Below are 15,154 nucleotides of genomic sequence, written 5' to 3'. Positions count from 1 at the left end.
TCTGAGGGAGCAGCCGAAAACCGATTACGGCCACTGAAAAATGGGCGCAGGCGGAATCGCCCGCTCCGGGCAGGCGGAATCGCCCAAGGTGACGAGCGGCCGCGGCGATGGGCGCGCGCGAACCCGTCAAAGAGTTAATAAATGAATACGGCTGCAGAAGTTGATTGGTGAACTGCCCGATTTGGACGGAGGCGCTCCTGATGTCGGTGTTCCGACAGCCGAAAGCCCCCCCCCCGGACAGAAACCGGGCACCGCCAGGTCAGTCCGCGTGCCGCCCCGAGGGCTGCGCGAACGCGGCGGAGACACCCAGCACCAGGTAGGTACAGCCGGTGATGTACTTCTGTGCGCGGGCGAACCGCACGCTGCGCGCGAGCCAGGCGCCCACGCCGATCGACGCCACCGCGTACACCAGGTCCATGGCCAGGGCGATCGCGAAGAACACCAGGCCGAGCGCCAGCGTCTGGCTCGCCACCGAGCCCCGGTCGGGGTCGACGTACTGCGGCAGCAGGGCCAGGAAGAAGAGCGCGACCTTGGGGTTGAGCACGTTCACCAGGACGCCCTGGCGCAACAGCGCCCCGACCGGCCGGTGCCCCTCGGCACCTGACGGCCCCTCACCGAGCGCTCCGCCCTTGGACAGCAGGGTGCGCACCCCCAGGTAGACCAGGTAGGCGGCGCCGGCGTACTTCACCACGTTGAACGCCAGGGCGGAGGCGGCGATCAGCGCCGACACCCCGACCACGGTGCCCAGGACGTGCACCAGCGTGCCGAGTTCGACCCCGACCGCCGAGGCGAACGCCGCCCGCCGACCCTGGCCGATGCCCCGGCTGAGGATCAGCAGCATGTTCGGCCCGGGCACGGCGACCACCGCGATGACCGTCGGCACGAACAACATCAGCGCCGCCATCGACGGCAGTGTCAGCTGCACCGGACCTCTCCCCCTCCGCCAGCTGCGGAGTGAGTCCGGATCAGCCCCACTCCAGGTCTCCGTCCTGCCCGCCCCCGGGACCGGCCGGGATTCCGAAATCCACCCAACCCGGCTGAAAAGATCGCCGAATGGCCATCATAGTGCTCATCCCCCCAGACAATTCACCCTGCTTGACATGCCCCGCCCGTACGCTGTGTCCCGAGCGCGGTTACCTTCGATCCTGCTCGCCAAACCTCGGTAAGTCCAGGGATGATCGCTGTCCCAAAGGTGCCGTGACTGGTGACGGCCAGGTTTGTCCGCGCGAGAACCAGAGAGCAGCAGTACAGAGCAGCCCCACAGAGCAGCACGACCGAGCAGCACCACCACCACGGAGTAGCAATGGATCTTGAGAAGGACCGGAAAGTCCTGGCGTCGCTCTACCGGCAGTTACGAAATGAGCCGAATCTGGGCACACCGGAGATCTGTGCCCGCGCCGGCCTGGATCCGTCCTCCATCGACGAGGCCGTGGCACTGCTCACCGAGCTCGGACTGCTGGCCGAGTCCGACCGCAGCGGCGGCCGGCCCGCCGTCACCGCCACCGAGACCGCGCTCAACCGCCTCGCGCAGCAGGCGGAACAGACGGCCGCGCGCTCGCTGGAGGAGGCCGTCCGGATCCGCAAGGCGATGCGGCTGCTCACCACCGAACTCGCCGACCAGTACCAGCAGCAGGAGAGCATGGCGCCGGCCGAGCTGATCGTCGGCCTCGACCGCATCTCCGAAGTCCTGGAGGACTGCACCGAACTGGCGCAGGACGAGGTCCTGAGCATGCACCCCGGCCCGGTCGTGGAGAGCCGTTCCAAGGCCCGGCTGGAGCGCAACCAGAAGGTCCTCGACCGCGGCGTGGGGATGCGCACCATCCATCTCGCCTCCACCGCACGGCTTCCGCAGGGCCTGGCCCTGCTGGAGGACATGCAGCGGGCCGGGGTCCGGATCCGGCTGGCCCCGACCATCCCGTTCCGGCTGATCGTCATCGACGAGGTGATGGCGTTCACGCCGGCCTTCGGGACGGAGGCGCAGCCCACCGCCATGGTCACCCGCGGCCCGGTGATCACCCGGCTGCTCCGGCGCGTGTTCGAGCACTGCTGGCAGTCCGCGGTCGAACTCGGCACGGACGCCCCGCCGCCGCAGGACCTCGACGACACCCCGCTCACCGGGCAGCAGGCGGGGATCCTGCGGTTGATGAACGCCGGGTTCAAGGACGAGGCGATCGCCCGCGAACTCGGGATCTCCACCCGGACGTTGCGTCGGCTGATGAACGACCTGATGGAGAAGCTCGGGGCGGACAACCGCTTCCGGGCCGGGGTCCGCGCCCAGCAGCTGGGCTGGCTCAAGTAGCGGCGGAGGAGCCCGCCCCGGCCCGGTCGGCCGGGGAGGGCGCCCGCCCGCCCCGCGGCGCGCCGCCCGCGCCCGCCCTCACGGTGACGTGAGGTCCTGCCCGCAGCGGAGGTTCCACCGCCCCGCGCGGCCGGACAGCTCGGTCACCGACAACGGCCGGACGTCGAGCCGCCAGAAGACCGCCGGGGGGAGGCCGAGCGCGCCCACCACGGCGGCCCGGACGACCGCGGGCTCCACCACCGCCACCACCCGGCCGGGCTGCCCGGCCAGGTCGTCCAGCCAGCCGCCGACCCGTGCGCACAGCGCCGTCACCGACTCGCCGCCGTGCGGAGCCGCCGCCGGGTCGGCGAGCCAGGCGGCCACCGCCGCCGGATCGGTCGCCGCGACGTCGTCGAGCCGGCGCCCGCGCCAGTCCCCGACGTCCAGGTCCGCCGGTGCCGCCGCCGACCCGGGTGCCAGGCCGAGCGCCTCGGCCGTCCGGCGGCAGCGCGGCGAGGGCGCCGTGAAGCTCCGCGTCGCCACCGGCAGGGCGCCGGCCGCCGCGCGGGCGGCCGACAGCGCGGCGTCGTCCGGCGGGCCGTCGTCGCCGAACCGGGCCGCACGGAGTCCGGACCCGATCGCCGGTGCGACCAAGATCACGCGTACGGTCACCGAACTCCTCCTCCGCCCGGAACCGCGCCGGTTGCACGCATACGTACAGGAGCGCGCGGCCGTTCCCGCGCCGGTCCGCGCGCCGTTCGCCCCTGGTGGGACCCCTTGGCGGGACCCCCGGCACACGGTACCGTCCCTGCGACAACTCAAGACGACGGTGCGCGGAAGACCGGTGAGAAGCCGGCACGGTCGCGCCACTGTGAATCCGGATCCTGGCACCAGGCCAGCGCCGGTGAGTCAGACCCGCCTCCGTCGTCCGTGCTCCATCGAACGGGACGCGTGTTCCCAGAGGAGGTCGGCCATGGCTCACCCCATCGCCCCCGCTGCCACCGCCACACCGGCGATCACCCCCATCTCGCTGAAGACGATCGCGCCGTGGGCGGCGTTCGTCGGCGTCCTGCTGCTCACCCTGCTCTACTTCGTCGGAGCCGAGGAGGGCGCCACCGCCCTGATCTCCGGCGAGAACGTGCACGAGTGGCTGCACGACGGCCGCCACCTGCTCGGCTTCCCCTGCCACTGACCGGGGGACGGGCCGTCATGAACTCCGCAACCGTCAGATCCCTGCTCGTCCGCGGCATGCTGGCCGGCCTCGCCGCCGGCCTGCTCGCCGCGGTCGTCGCCTACCTGCTGGGCGAGTCCCACGTGGACGCCGCCATCGCCTACGAAGAGGCCCACGCCGACCACCACGAGCACGAGGTGGAACTGGTCAGCCGCACCCTGCAGTCCACCGCGGGGCTGGCCACCGGCATCCTCGTCTACGGCATCGCGCTGGGCGGCATCGCCGCCCTCGCGTACTGCTTCGCGCTCGGTCGGGTCGGCCGGTTCACCCCGCGCGCCACGGCCGTCCTGCTGTCCGGGGCGGCGTTCGTCGCGGTGTACCTGGTGCCGTTCCTCAAGTACCCCGCCAACCCGCCCGCGATCGGTGAACCCGACACGATCGGCCGGCGCACCACGCTCTACTTCCTCATGATGGCGCTCGGCGTCCTGCTGGCGGTCGCCGCGGTGATCGTCGGCAAGCGGCTCGCCCCGCGCCTGGGGAACTGGAACGCGGTGGTCGTCGCCGGGGCCGGCTTCGCCGTGGCCGTCGGCCTCGCCTTCGCCTTCCTGCCCGCCGTCGACGAGGTGCCGGAGGACTTCAACGCCACGCTGCTCTGGCAGTTCCGCGTCTCCGCCCTCGCCATCCAACTCACCCTCTGGGCGTCCTTCGGCCTGCTCTTCGGCCACCTCGCCGAACGCCTCCTCAACCCGAAGCCCGCCGCGGCGGTGACCGGCCGGGGCACCACGGCGGAAACGCCCGCTCCGGTGCACTGAACACCGCCGACCCGCCCCACCCGGCCGAAGGCCGGCCGGCGCGACCCCCGTCGCCCGGCCGGCCTTCGGCGCTCCGGGAGCGCCGGGGGACCGCTCCGGCGCCCTCGGGTCGGGGCCGCCGGGCGCACTCCGGCGCGTCGTGCGCGCCGAACCGCTAGCCTGGGCCGCTTCCCCGTCCCGCGGTCCCCTTGGAGCTCCCCGCCGTGTCCGACAGCTTCACGCACCTGCACGTCCACACCGAGTACTCGATGCTGGACGGAGCCGCGAAGAACGGAAAGCTGTTCGCCGAGGCGGAGAGACAGGGCATGCCCGCCATCGCGATGAGCGACCACGGCAACATGTTCGGCGCCTACGAGTTCTTCCACGCCGCCGCCAAGACCGGCGTGAAGCCGATCATCGGCATCGAGGCGTACGTCGCCCCCGGTTCGCGCTTCCTGAAGAAGCAGGTGTTCTGGTCGCCCGGCGGCCAGCGCCCGACCGGTGCGGACGGCGAGGGCGGCAAGGACGTCTCCGGCGGCGGCCGCTACACCCACATGACGATGTGGGCGCAGAACCCGACCGGGCTGCGGAACCTCTTCCGGCTCTCCTCGCTCGCGTCGATGGAGGGCTACTACATGAAGCCGCGGATGGACCGCGAGCTGATCGCGGCCCACGCGGACGGCATCATCGCCACCACCGGCTGCCCCTCGGGCGAGGTGCAGACCCGGCTGCGGCTGGGCCAGTACGAGGAGGCGGTCAAGGCCGCCGGTGCCTACCAGGACATCTTCGGCAAGGAGAACTACTTCCTGGAGCTGATGGACCACGGCCTGGACATCGAACGCGAGGTCCGCGCCGACCTGCTCCGGCTGGCCAAGCAGCTGAACATCCCGCTGCTGGCCACCAACGACTCCCACTACGTGACCGCCGACCAGGCGGACGCCCACGACAGCCTGCTCTGCGTCGGCGTGGGCAAGAACAAGGACGACCCGAACCGGTTCAAGTTCCAGGGCACCGGCTACTACGTGAAGACCGCCGCCGAGATGCGCGAGCTCTTCCGCGAGCTGCCGGAGGCCTGCGACAACACGCTGGCGATCGCCGAACGCGTGGAGTCGTACGAGGAGGTGTTCGCCTACGTCGACCGGATGCCGCAGTTCGACGTGCCCGAGGGCGAGACCCAGGCCTCGTACCTGCGGAAGAAGATCGAGATCGGGCTGAAGCACCGCTACGGCGACAGCCCGAGCCAGGAGGTGCTGGACCGGGTCGAGCTGGAGATGGGCGTGATCACCCCGATGGGGTTCGACGCCTACTTCCTCGTGGTCGCCGACATCTGCCAGTACGGCCGGGACAACGGCATCCCGGTGGGCCCGGGCCGTGGCTCGGCGGCCGGCTCGATGGTCGCCTACCTCACCGGCATCACCCAGCTCGACCCGCTGGAGCACGACCTGCTGTTCGAGCGCTTCCTGAACCCCGAGCGCATCAACCCCCCGGACGTCGACATCGACTTCGACGACCGCCAGCGCGACCAGATGGTCCGCTACGTCACCGAGAAGTACGGCGCCGCCTACACCGCCCAGGTCAACACCTTCGGCACGATCAAGGCCAAGGCCGCCGTCAAGGACGCCAACCGGATCCTCGGCTACCCGTTCTCGATGGGCGACCGGATCACCAAGGCGATGCCACCGGACGTGATGGGCAAGGGCGTCCCGCTGGCCGACCTCTTCAACGAGAGCCACCCGCGCTACAACGAGGGCACCGAGATCCGCGGGCTCTACGAGAACGAGCCCGACGTCAAGAAGATCATCGACACCGGCCGGGGCATCGAGGGGCTGATCCGCGGCACCGGCGTGCACGCCGCCGCCGTCATCCTCTCCTCCACGCCGCTGCTCGACCTGATCCCCCTGCACATGCGGGACAAGGACGGCGTGATCATCACCGGCTTCGACTACCCGTCGTGCGAAGCCATGGGCCTGATCAAGATGGACTTCCTGGGCCTGCGGAACCTGGGCATCATCGACCACTGCATCAAGATCATCAAGGCCAACCGGGGCGTCGACGTCGACATCGAGAAGATCCCGATCGACGACCCCACCACCTACCAGCTGCTCGCCCGCGGCGACACCCTCGGCGTCTTCCAGCTCGACGGCGGCCCCATGCGGGCCCTGCTGCGCCTGATGAAGCCCACCGAGTTCGCCGACATCTCCGCCGTCTCGGCGCTGTACCGGCCCGGCCCGATGGGCATGAACTCCCACACCAACTACGCGCTGCGCAAGAACGGCCAGCAGGAGATCCTGCCGATCCACCCCGAGCTGGAGGCCCCGCTCAGCGAGGTCCTCGGCCCCACCTACGGCCTGATCGTCTACCAGGAGCAGGTCCAGCGCGCCGCCCAGGTGCTGGCCGGCTACAGCCTCGGCCAGGCCGACCTGCTGCGCCGCGCGATGGGCAAGAAGAAGAAGGAGGTCCTGGAGAAGGAGTTCGTCCCCTTCCACGCCGGCTGCAAGGAACGCGGCTACTCCGACGAGGCCATCCAGGCGGTCTGGGACGTCCTGGTCCCGTTCGCCGGCTACGCCTTCAACAAGTCGCACTCCGCCGCGTACGGCCTGGTCTCGTACCAGACCGCCTACCTCAAGGCCAACTACCCCGCCGAGTACATGGCCGCCCTGCTCACCTCCGTCGCCGACGACAAGGACAAGATGGCGGTCTACCTGGCCGAGTGCCGGCAGATGGGCATCCGGATCCTCTCCCCCGACGTCAACGAGTCGGTGGTCGACTTCACCGCCGTCGGCAGCGACGTCCGCTTCGGGCTGAAGGCGGTGCGCAACGTCGGCGTGCCGGTCATCGAGTCGCTGGTGAAGACCCGCAAGGAGAAGGGCAAGTACGCCTCCTTCGCGGACTTCCTGGACAAGGTCGAGCTGGTGGTCTGCAACAAGCGCACCGTCGACTCCCTGGTGAAGGCCGGCGCCTTCGACTCGCTCGGGCACACCCGGCTCTCGCTCAGCACCGTGCACGAGAGCGCGATCGACGCGGTCACCGGGGTGAAGAAGCAGCAGGCGATCGGCCAGGACGACCTGTTCGGCGCCCTCGAACCCGGCGACGGCGGCGGCATCGGCCTGGACTTCCAGCTCACCGACCGCGAGTGGCCCCGCCGCCAACTCCTCGCCCTGGAACGGGAGATGCTGGGCCTCTACGTCTCCAGCCACCCGCTGGACGGCGCGGAGCACATCCTCTCCCAGAACCGCGACACCTCGATCGCCGAACTCCTCGGCTCCGGCCGCACCGAGGGCGAGGTCCGCCTCTCCGGCCTGATCACCGCCGTCGACCGCCGGATCAACAAGGCCGGCAACGCCTGGGCGATCATCACCCTGGCCGACCGCGACGGCTCGGTCGAGGTGCTGTTCTTCCCCGCGACCTACAACCTCATGGCCGAGCAGATGATCGAGGACAACGTCATCTCGGTCCGCGGCCGCCTCAACGAGCGCGACGGCTCGCTGAGCATCTTCGGCCAGGAGATCACCACCCTCGACGTCTCCTCCGCCGAACTCGGCACCAAGCCGCCCGTCCAGATCACCGTGCCGCTCGGCAAGATCACGATCGAGACGGTCGCCGAGCTCAAGCTCGCCCTCCAGGCCCACCCCGGCGACGTCCCGGTCCGGCTGCTGACCACCAACTGGGACAAGGACACCCTCTACGAGCTCGGCTTCCTGGTGAACCCCGGCAACGGGCTCGCCTCGGACATCAAGACCCTCCTCGGCAACCGCGCCTGGGTGGGAACGGGGTGAGAACGGCGGCCGGGCGGCCGCGCGCACGCCCTACCGCGCCGGATCACCCGGGGCCGGCGTGCCCCGAGCCCTTGACCGGCCGGTTCGGCCCGGGCCGAACCCTCCCGGAGTCAGCCCCCGACCAGGCGCGATGCGGATCGGTCTGCTGCGCGCCGGGGTCGGTTCGCAGACGGGGGGCTGAGCCCGTGGGTGGGTTGCGGTTCGAGGTGCTCGGGCCCGTGCGGGGTCGGCGGGACGGGGGCGAGCTCGCGCTCGGGGCACCGCAGCCGTTGACACTGCCGCGGTGGGCTCCTAGCGTGGCGCAGTCGATTACCCGCGAGTAGGGACTGTTGATGGCCGAGCCGCGCCCGTACGACCTCGTCCTGTTCGGTGCCACCGGCTTCACCGGCGGGCTCACCGCCGAGTACCTGGCCCGGACCGCGCCCGAGGGCTGCCGCTGGGCCCTCGCCGGACGGGACGAACGCAGGCTCGCCGCCGTCCGGTCGAGGCTGGCCGAGCTCGACCCGCGCTGTGCCGACCTCCCGCTGCTGGTCGCGGACGCCGCCGACCGCGAGGCGCTGCGCGATGTGGCCGCCTCGGCCCGGGTGGTGATCTCCACCGTCGGCCCGTACCTGCGGCACGGCGAGCCGCTGGTGGCGGCCTGCGCGGAGAGCGGGACCGACTACGTGGACCTCACCGGTGAGCCGGAGTTCGTCGACCGGATGTACCTCCGGCACCACGAGCGGGCGGTGGCCACCGGCGCCCGGCTGGTGCACGCCTGCGGCTTCGACTCGGTGCCGCACGACCTCGGCGTGCTGTTCACCGTCGAGGAGTTGCTGCACCGCGGCGGCCCGGCCGCCCGGGTCTCGGTGGAGGGCTTCGTCCGTGCCGGCGGCACCGTCTCCGGCGGCACCTTCGCCTCGGCCATGACGGCCTTCTCCCGGCCGCGGGCCATGGCGCGGGCCGCCCGGGCGCGCCGCGCGGCCGAGCCCCGGCCCAAGGGGCGGCTGGTCCGCACCCCGGTCGGCCGGCCGCACCGGTCGCGGGCGGCCCGGGCCTGGGCGGTGCCGCTGCCCACGATCGACCCCCAGGTGGTGTCCCGCTCGGCCGCCGCACTCGACGCCTACGGCCCGGACTTCGGCTACACGCACTACGCGGCGGTGCGCCGGCTGCCCATCGCCCTCGGCGGGGTCGCCGCGGTGACGGCGCTCGCCCTCGCCGCCCAACTCCCGCTCCTGCGCCGGGCCCTGGGGCGGCTGCGGGAACCCGGCGCCGGGCCGAGTGCGGAGCAGCGGGCGCGGTCCTGGTTCGCCGTCCGGTTCGCGGCGCGGGCGCAGGACGGTCGGACGGTCCTCACCGAGGTGTCCGGCGGCGATCCCGGCTACCAGGAGACCGCGAAGATGCTCGCCGAGTCCGCGCTCTGCCTGGCGTACGACGACCTGCCGCCGCTGGCCGGGCAGTTGACCACCGCGGCGGCGATGGGCCGGCCGCTGATCGACCGACTGGTCGCGGCCGGCATCTCCTTCCGCGTGCTGGACACCCCGCCGATGACCGCCCCCGGCCGGTAGCGGACTCGCGGCGGCGTGCGGCGGGTCAGCCGCGGCGAGTCCCCGGCCTCGGGCGGCAGCCCGGTCACACGGGCGGCATCAGATCGCTCTCGCTGATGGTGTACGTCAGCACGGGGTAGCTGAAGTCCGTTTCGTGGTTCTCGCGGCGCCGCAGTCGGTAGAACTCGCGCCGCTGCTCTTCGTCGGCCGAGGTGAGGCGCGCGCCCTGCGGGAGGTGGGGACGCCCGTCGCGGAACCGGACGAAGGTCTTCGACGTTCGAAAGGTCACGCCCAGCCATTGGTTGTCCGCCGCCCGGCCGGGCGCGTCCAGAACGATTCTGTGCCTGAGCCGCCGGTTCGAGTCGACGGAGAACGCGACGACGCCGTGGTGGGCGAGGGGGATCTCGAACTTCTCGCCCTCCTCGAACTCCTCACCACCGGACTCCTTTGGTTCGAAGATCAGCTTCCTCGGCGGGCCCGCGTCGGGGTGCCGATAGCAGGAGAAGACGGCGATGAACGAATCGCCGGCCAGATCGAGGGCCTGGTCGGAATGGCTCCCCATGGTCGTGTAGGCGTTCGTGTAGCTCTCGATGAGAGCGTTGTTGAAGCCGACCGTGATCCCCGCCCGTTCCTGGATCCGTTGCGCCAGCCGTTCGTGCACCGCGCGGAAACGCTGCGCCGGGCTGCCGTAGCGGGTGGTGGTCCGCACGAGTGGCACACCGCCCGCCTCGTCGACCCTGGCGAGCACGGCGCCTCGCCGGCCCTTCCCCACGTCCTCCAGGCGGGCCGAAGCGGACAGTTCGGCGAAGAGGTCCTCCTCGGCCGGCAGAGCGCACGAGAGGATCTCGTCCGCGATCCTAGATCCGGGGGGCAAGGTAGTCTCCCGTGTTCATGCTGAAGAGAAGTTCGTCGCCGTAGTCGACGAAGGACGAGGCCCTGTTCTCCTCGGCGTACCGCCTGCGCAGTTCGTCCATGCCGGCCGGCGTGGGTGGCTCCAGCCGCACCAGGTCCCCGGCCGCCTTGAGGAACGTGTGGCCGTCCTTGTGAACGGCTTCGGCGCTCGAACAGCGGGCCACGTATCCCAGGCGGGTCGGGAGCAACTCGGCGTCCAGCGCCGGAGGCCGGATCTCATGCGTGTAGAGGCGGTTGGTGGACAGCGGCATGAAGAACACGGAGCCGGGATAGAGGGTCAGGGTGAACTGCGGAGGGAGCGCGATCCCGTCGGGCCCTTCGGTCGGCTCCTTGAGGCGGAAGTGGAGTTTGGTCAGCCCGCTGGCCCCCTTCACGCCGTGGTCGAAGGCGTCCTCGGCCAGCGGCCGCAGCTTCTCGAGCCCCTCGTAGAAGGTGCAGAAGGCCATGATGCCGTTGCCGGGCATGTCCTTGGTCTTGTCGGCGTGGGCCGAGATCCTGGCCTTGGACTGCTTGCGCTCCGCCGTGGCAAGGGTGTTGTGGTAGATCTGGGCGAGCACGTGGTTCAGCCGTGCCTGGCCCCGGAAGACGGCGGCGGCCTCGCGGTTCAGCGCCTCGACGATGCTCGTGTCGGTCGGACGGAAGTTCTCGGTCGGCCCCGAGAGGTTCGTGGAGCAGCGGAGCAGGCGGAAGTGCAGTTCGTCGCCGTCGCGCGTGACGGGCGTCAGATAGATCCCGCTGCGACGGGCGGTTCCGGGCTTGGTGGACTCCGTCAGTGACTGGAACGCGTGCTCCGCGCTGATCCGTCCGAAGTGATCGGCGCCCGGCCCGAAGAAGCGGCGGTAGTACACGCCGACGCCGTGCACGCGGACGGGAACCCGGCCGAGGTCGACCGGGGTCCACGGCTCGTCGACGTCCTCGTGGTAACCGTGCGACGGCTCCCGGATGACGAACACCCGGGCGGCCGCACGCAGTTGGCGGCCGCTGATCCCGGAGGTGTCGCCCCACAGGTAGACGGTCTTCTGCGCGAGGTCGAGCGACCCGGAGGCGAGGTCCTCCGTGGTGATCGTGGACCCGAAGAAGTCCTTGACCAGGTCGTCATCCCGCACCGCCGAAGGCACGACCAAGACGTTGTTCGCGTCCTCGATGCGGGCTTCGGTCAGGTCTGTCGTGGACATCGAACGCAACCTGCCATTCGCGGATCTTGGTGGATTCCTGATGCTCTCACGGGCGCTCGACAGCGGGCAACGGCTTACCGCGCCCCGGGCCGCCCCGGTGACTCCCGCGCGGGGACCGGCCGGGACCGCGGGCCGGCCATCCGTGCCCGGGCGCCGGCCACACCACCTCCGGGGGCGGGCCGACCACCGCGTCAGTGCGCCGGGCGAGTGGCGGCGGCGGCGGAGCCGTGGACCAGGTCGGTCGGGTTCTCGACGTCACGGAACGACGTCGGCGCGGGCGGCGGAGTGGCGCCCGCGGGGGGTGGAGTCGTGGTGCGGGGCGGTGTCGTGCCGTTGTCCGAGTCGCAAGCCGAGGCGGTTCCGAGCGCCAGGAGGACGAGGACGGCGAGCCCCACGGCCCTGTGTCGGTGCATGCGGTGGAATCTCCCGGTTCTCGCGGACGGTGTGGCCGTGAGACGGCCGCCACGTCCGTCCGGTTCCGTCGGCTCGGCCCTCAACTCGCCGGGCGCTGATTTGACTTGATCCACAGTCGTCTGGCACTCGCCTTCCGTTGCCCTGAACTGATTTCACAGAATGGGGCTTTAATCATTCGTTACGGCGGTTCCCTTCCCAGCGCGCCCTTGCACCGGCCAGGCTTCGGTCTGCTCAAGTCGGGGGCGCGACCGCGCACCCCGGACGCCCAGGGGAGGACGCAACCGTGCCGAACAGGCAACGACGACGACTGCTCGTGAGCGCCGTCACGCTCACCGCGCTCGGCCTGACCACCACTCAGGCCCTCGCCGCACCCGCCGCGCAGCCCGGCACCCGGCCGGTCCCGGTGCAGCACCTCACCGAGCTCGGCAAGAAGCACGCCCAGGAGGTCAAGGACAAGACCGCGGCCGGCCGGACCGTCTCCCCCAAGGCCTTCTCCGCCAAGGCCGAGTCCGGTGAGGACGAGGGCGACGAGGCGGAGAACTCCGCCGAGGGCACCGCGCAGTACACCGAGGCCCGCACCGCGCCCGGCGTGGTGGCCCCCGGCGCCTACGGCGCGGCCTGGGCGCAACTGCAGTCGCTGCCGCACACGGGGGGTTCCTGGGAGCACGTGACGAACAAGCCGTACAACGGCGACGACCCGCGCTACCGCGACGTCAACTCCAACTCCAGCGGCGGTGCCGGCTACGTCACCGGGCGGATCACCGGTCTCGCGGCCGACGGCGACGGCTACGTCTACGCGGGCGGCGCCAACGGCGGGGTGTTCCGCTCCCGCACCGGCGGCGGGCACTGGGAGGCCATCGCCGACAAGCTGCCCACGCTGTCCACCGGCACCCTGAACCTCGACGGCGGCGGCCGGCTCTGGTACGCCACCGGCGAGTCCAACACCGGCGCCACCTCGTACGTCGGCACCGGCGTCTACGTGCTCTCCGACCCCGAGCACGGAGAGTTCCAGCCCGGGAACCGGGTCGGCGGCGCCGAGCTGGAGTCCACCACGATCCACCAGCTGCGCTTCGCCGGGGACAAGGTGTGGGCGGCCACCAACCGCGGGGTGTGGAGCCACTCCACCGCCACCCTGTCGGGTCCGTGGACGCTGGAGTTCGCGCCCAACCCCGACTACCTGCCGGGCGGTTCGAAGTCCTCCGATCCCTCCGCGCCGTACAAGAACATCGCCAACGACGTCGCGATCGACGCCAAGGACCCGTCCAAGGTGATCCTCGCCGTGGGGTGGCGCGGCGGCGACACCTACAACGGCTTCTACGGCAAGGCGGCGGAGGGCAGTTGGCAGCGCGTCGCCTCGCTCGGCGACCTGCCGACCGACGCGGACGACGTCGGGAACGTGACCTTCGCCCGCTCGGCGGACGGCTCGCGCTACTACGCCATCGACCAGTCCCCGAAGGTCATGGCCACCGACCCGGACACCGGCCTCAAGGGCGTCTACGTCTCCAAGTCCGGCTCGCCGTCCGGCCCGTGGACCCTGATCGCCGACAAGGACAAGCTCAAGGGATCGGGCTCGGCGCTCCAGGACGACGGCTACCAGCCCGGCATCCAGTCCTGGTACAACCAGTTCCTCCAGGTCGACCCGGCCAACCCCGACCACGTCTGGGCGGGTCTGGAGGAGGTCTTCGAGACCACCGACGGCGGCGCCGAGTGGGCCGCCATCGCCCCGTACTGGAACTACCCGTTCCCGTGCTGGAGCATCGACCCGGCCAAGCGGACCGGCGACTGCTCACCGACCACCCACCCCGACCAGCACGCCATCGCCGTCGGCAGCGATCACGGCAAGGCCTCGGTGTACGTCGGCAACGACGGCGGCATCTACACCCGACCGGTCAACGGTCAGCTGGACGCCGGCGGCCACGCGAAGGACTGGAAGTCCCTGAACGACGGGACGATCGACACCCTGCAGTACTACTCGGTCGGCGTCGGCAAGGACCCGGCCGACCGCTCCGGCAAGGGCGTGATCGTCAGTGGTGGCCTCCAGGACAACGGCCAGTCGATCCTGCGCGCCCACGACAAGGTGATGGGCTCCAACTTCGGCGGCGACGGCGCCGACACGCTCGTCGACCCCGGCAACGGCTGCGACATCGCCGAGGAGTACGTCTACCTCGACATGTGGGTCACCCAGAACTGCGCCGTCAACAACGGCGATTGGACGAAGGACCCGAGCAAGGCCACCTCCTACGAGGTCGCCCCGCCCGACAAGGACCTCGGCGGGGCCGGCGCACGCTTCATCGCCCCGATCACCGCCGACCCGAAGGACGGCAACACCTGGATCGCCGGCGGCCGGCACGTCTGGGTCCAGCGCAAGGGCTACGCGATCCGCAGCGGTGGCGAGTGGACCTCGGCCTACGACCTCGGCGCCGGCCACGTCGCCACCGCCGTCGCCACCGTCGACGGCACCGTGTACGCGGGTTGGTGCGGCCCCTGCAACAACCAGGGCTTCAGCCGCGGCATCGCCGTCGGCAAGACCGACGGCACCGGCTGGCACCAGCTCAACCTCCCCGTCGACGGCACCCTGCCCAACCGGTACGTCTCGTCCTTCGCGGTGGACGAGAAGGACGCCCAGCACGTCTTCGTCTCGTTCAGCGGGTTCTCCCGCAGCTGGACCGAGGGCCCGGGCGCCGGGATCGGCCACCTCTTCGAGACCCACGACGGTGGCGCGACCTGGACCGACGTCTCGGCCAACCTGCCCGACGTCCCCGCCACCTCGATCAAGCTGCTGCCCAACGGCGGCCTCGCCCTCGGCACCGACCTCGCCGCGTTCTACCGCGCGCCCGGCACCACCGACTTCAAGGTGCTCGGCCGCGACCTGCCCACCACCTCGGTGCAGCAGCTCAAGACCGGGCCCGACGGCAAGCTCTACGCCGCCACCTTCGGCCGCGGCATCTGGTCCTTCGACCTGCGCCGCCTCGACCGCGGCCACGGGTACGACGAGGACTGACCCCCTCGCTCCGCGAACGACACCGCCGGGGTGGGGGGGCGGGCGCCCCCCCCCCGCCCCCCCCCCCCGCGCGCCCAACCGCCCGCCCGCGGCCCGGGGGCGCCCGCGCC

At 71.2% G+C, this 15,154-nt stretch carries 11 protein-coding genes; 6 read left to right on the top strand and 5 right to left on the bottom strand.

Annotated features, from left to right (window positions below; genetic code table 11):
- Window positions 1-259: 259 nt before the first annotated feature.
- The gene (locus ACFVHB_RS27915) at window positions 260-925 is read right to left on the bottom strand and encodes a LysE family translocator (RefSeq protein WP_380327730.1); all 666 of its coding nucleotides are present in this window, start codon (window positions 923-925) and stop codon (window positions 260-262) included.
- 378 nt (window positions 926-1,303) lie between these two features.
- On the opposite strand from ACFVHB_RS27915, the gene ACFVHB_RS27910 reads away from it, so the two are divergent.
- Window positions 1,304-2,299: a LuxR C-terminal-related transcriptional regulator gene (locus ACFVHB_RS27910; RefSeq protein WP_380327729.1), complete on the top strand. Its 996-nt coding sequence runs from the start codon at window positions 1,304-1,306 to the stop codon at window positions 2,297-2,299.
- 78 nt (window positions 2,300-2,377) lie between these two features.
- Here ACFVHB_RS27910 and ACFVHB_RS27905 read toward each other — a convergent pair whose 3' ends face one another.
- Window positions 2,378-2,950, bottom strand: coding sequence for a histidine phosphatase family protein (locus tag ACFVHB_RS27905; protein ID WP_380327727.1), 573 nt, complete (start codon window positions 2,948-2,950; stop codon window positions 2,378-2,380).
- 301 nt (window positions 2,951-3,251) lie between these two features.
- Between ACFVHB_RS27905 and ACFVHB_RS27900 the strand changes: the two genes are divergently transcribed.
- The 4 genes from ACFVHB_RS27900 (at window position 3,252) to ACFVHB_RS27885 (ending at window position 9,563) form a co-directional block, all read left to right on the top strand.
- A complete protein-coding gene (locus ACFVHB_RS27900) occupies window positions 3,252-3,470 on the top strand; it encodes a CbtB-domain containing protein (protein ID WP_380327725.1) in 219 nt (72 codons plus the stop codon).
- A 17-nt stretch (window positions 3,471-3,487) separates the two neighbouring features.
- Window positions 3,488-4,261: a CbtA family protein gene (locus ACFVHB_RS27895; protein ID WP_380327723.1), complete on the top strand. Its 774-nt coding sequence runs from the start codon at window positions 3,488-3,490 to the stop codon at window positions 4,259-4,261.
- 203 nt (window positions 4,262-4,464) lie between these two features.
- Window positions 4,465-8,016 carry a DNA polymerase III subunit alpha gene (gene dnaE, locus ACFVHB_RS27890; protein WP_380327721.1) on the top strand — a complete coding sequence of 1,184 codons (3,552 nt, stop codon included), beginning with the start codon at window positions 4,465-4,467 and terminating at the stop codon, window positions 8,014-8,016.
- Between the two features lie 332 nt (window positions 8,017-8,348).
- The gene (locus ACFVHB_RS27885) at window positions 8,349-9,563 is read left to right on the top strand and encodes a saccharopine dehydrogenase family protein (RefSeq protein WP_380327719.1); all 1,215 of its coding nucleotides are present in this window, start codon (window positions 8,349-8,351) and stop codon (window positions 9,561-9,563) included.
- A 64-nt stretch (window positions 9,564-9,627) separates the two neighbouring features.
- Here the strand turns inward: ACFVHB_RS27885 and ACFVHB_RS27880 are convergent, their stop codons facing one another.
- From ACFVHB_RS27880 to ACFVHB_RS27870, 3 genes are all read right to left on the bottom strand, one after another.
- Window positions 9,628-10,416, bottom strand: a complete 789-nt coding sequence (locus ACFVHB_RS27880) for a hypothetical protein (protein ID WP_380327717.1) — start codon at window positions 10,414-10,416, stop codon at window positions 9,628-9,630.
- Entirely contained in the window at window positions 10,400-11,629 is a 1,230-nt protein-coding gene (locus tag ACFVHB_RS27875; RefSeq protein WP_380327715.1) for a hypothetical protein, read from the bottom strand. Before ACFVHB_RS27875 ends, ACFVHB_RS27880 begins: the two co-directional genes overlap by 17 nt.
- Before the next feature lie 191 nt (window positions 11,630-11,820).
- Entirely contained in the window at window positions 11,821-12,042 is a 222-nt protein-coding gene (locus tag ACFVHB_RS27870) for a hypothetical protein (RefSeq protein WP_380327713.1), read from the bottom strand.
- A 284-nt stretch (window positions 12,043-12,326) separates the two neighbouring features.
- Here ACFVHB_RS27870 and ACFVHB_RS27865 point away from each other — a divergent pair, with 284 nt between their 5' ends.
- On the top strand, window positions 12,327-15,044 hold the full coding sequence (locus ACFVHB_RS27865) for a glycosyl hydrolase (protein WP_380327711.1): 2,718 nt from the start codon (window positions 12,327-12,329) through the stop codon (window positions 15,042-15,044).
- Window positions 15,045-15,154: the final 110 nt, after the last annotated feature.

Origin of the sequence: Kitasatospora sp. NPDC127111 (assembly GCF_042677465.1) — a bacterium.
In the GTDB taxonomy this organism is placed as follows: Bacteria; Actinomycetota; Actinomycetes; order Streptomycetales; family Streptomycetaceae; genus Kitasatospora.
This window is presented reverse-complemented; position numbering and strand designations above follow the sequence as displayed.

Bases quoted from the DNA above. Each gene is read 5' to 3' on its own strand.
- ACFVHB_RS27910 (WP_380327729.1), top strand. From the start codon at position 1,304: ATGGATCTTGAGAAGGACCGGAAAGTCCTGGCGTCGCTCTACCGGCAG.
- ACFVHB_RS27900 (WP_380327725.1), top strand. From the start codon at position 3,252: ATGGCTCACCCCATCGCCCCCGCTGCCACCGCCACACCGGCGATCACC.
- ACFVHB_RS27895 (WP_380327723.1), top strand. From the start codon at position 3,488: ATGAACTCCGCAACCGTCAGATCCCTGCTCGTCCGCGGCATGCTGGCC.
- ACFVHB_RS27885 (WP_380327719.1), top strand. From the start codon at position 8,349: ATGGCCGAGCCGCGCCCGTACGACCTCGTCCTGTTCGGTGCCACCGGC.
- ACFVHB_RS27875 (WP_380327715.1), bottom strand. From the start codon at position 11,629: ATGTCCACGACAGACCTGACCGAAGCCCGCATCGAGGACGCGAACAAC.
- ACFVHB_RS27870 (WP_380327713.1), bottom strand. From the start codon at position 12,042: ATGCACCGACACAGGGCCGTGGGGCTCGCCGTCCTCGTCCTCCTGGCG.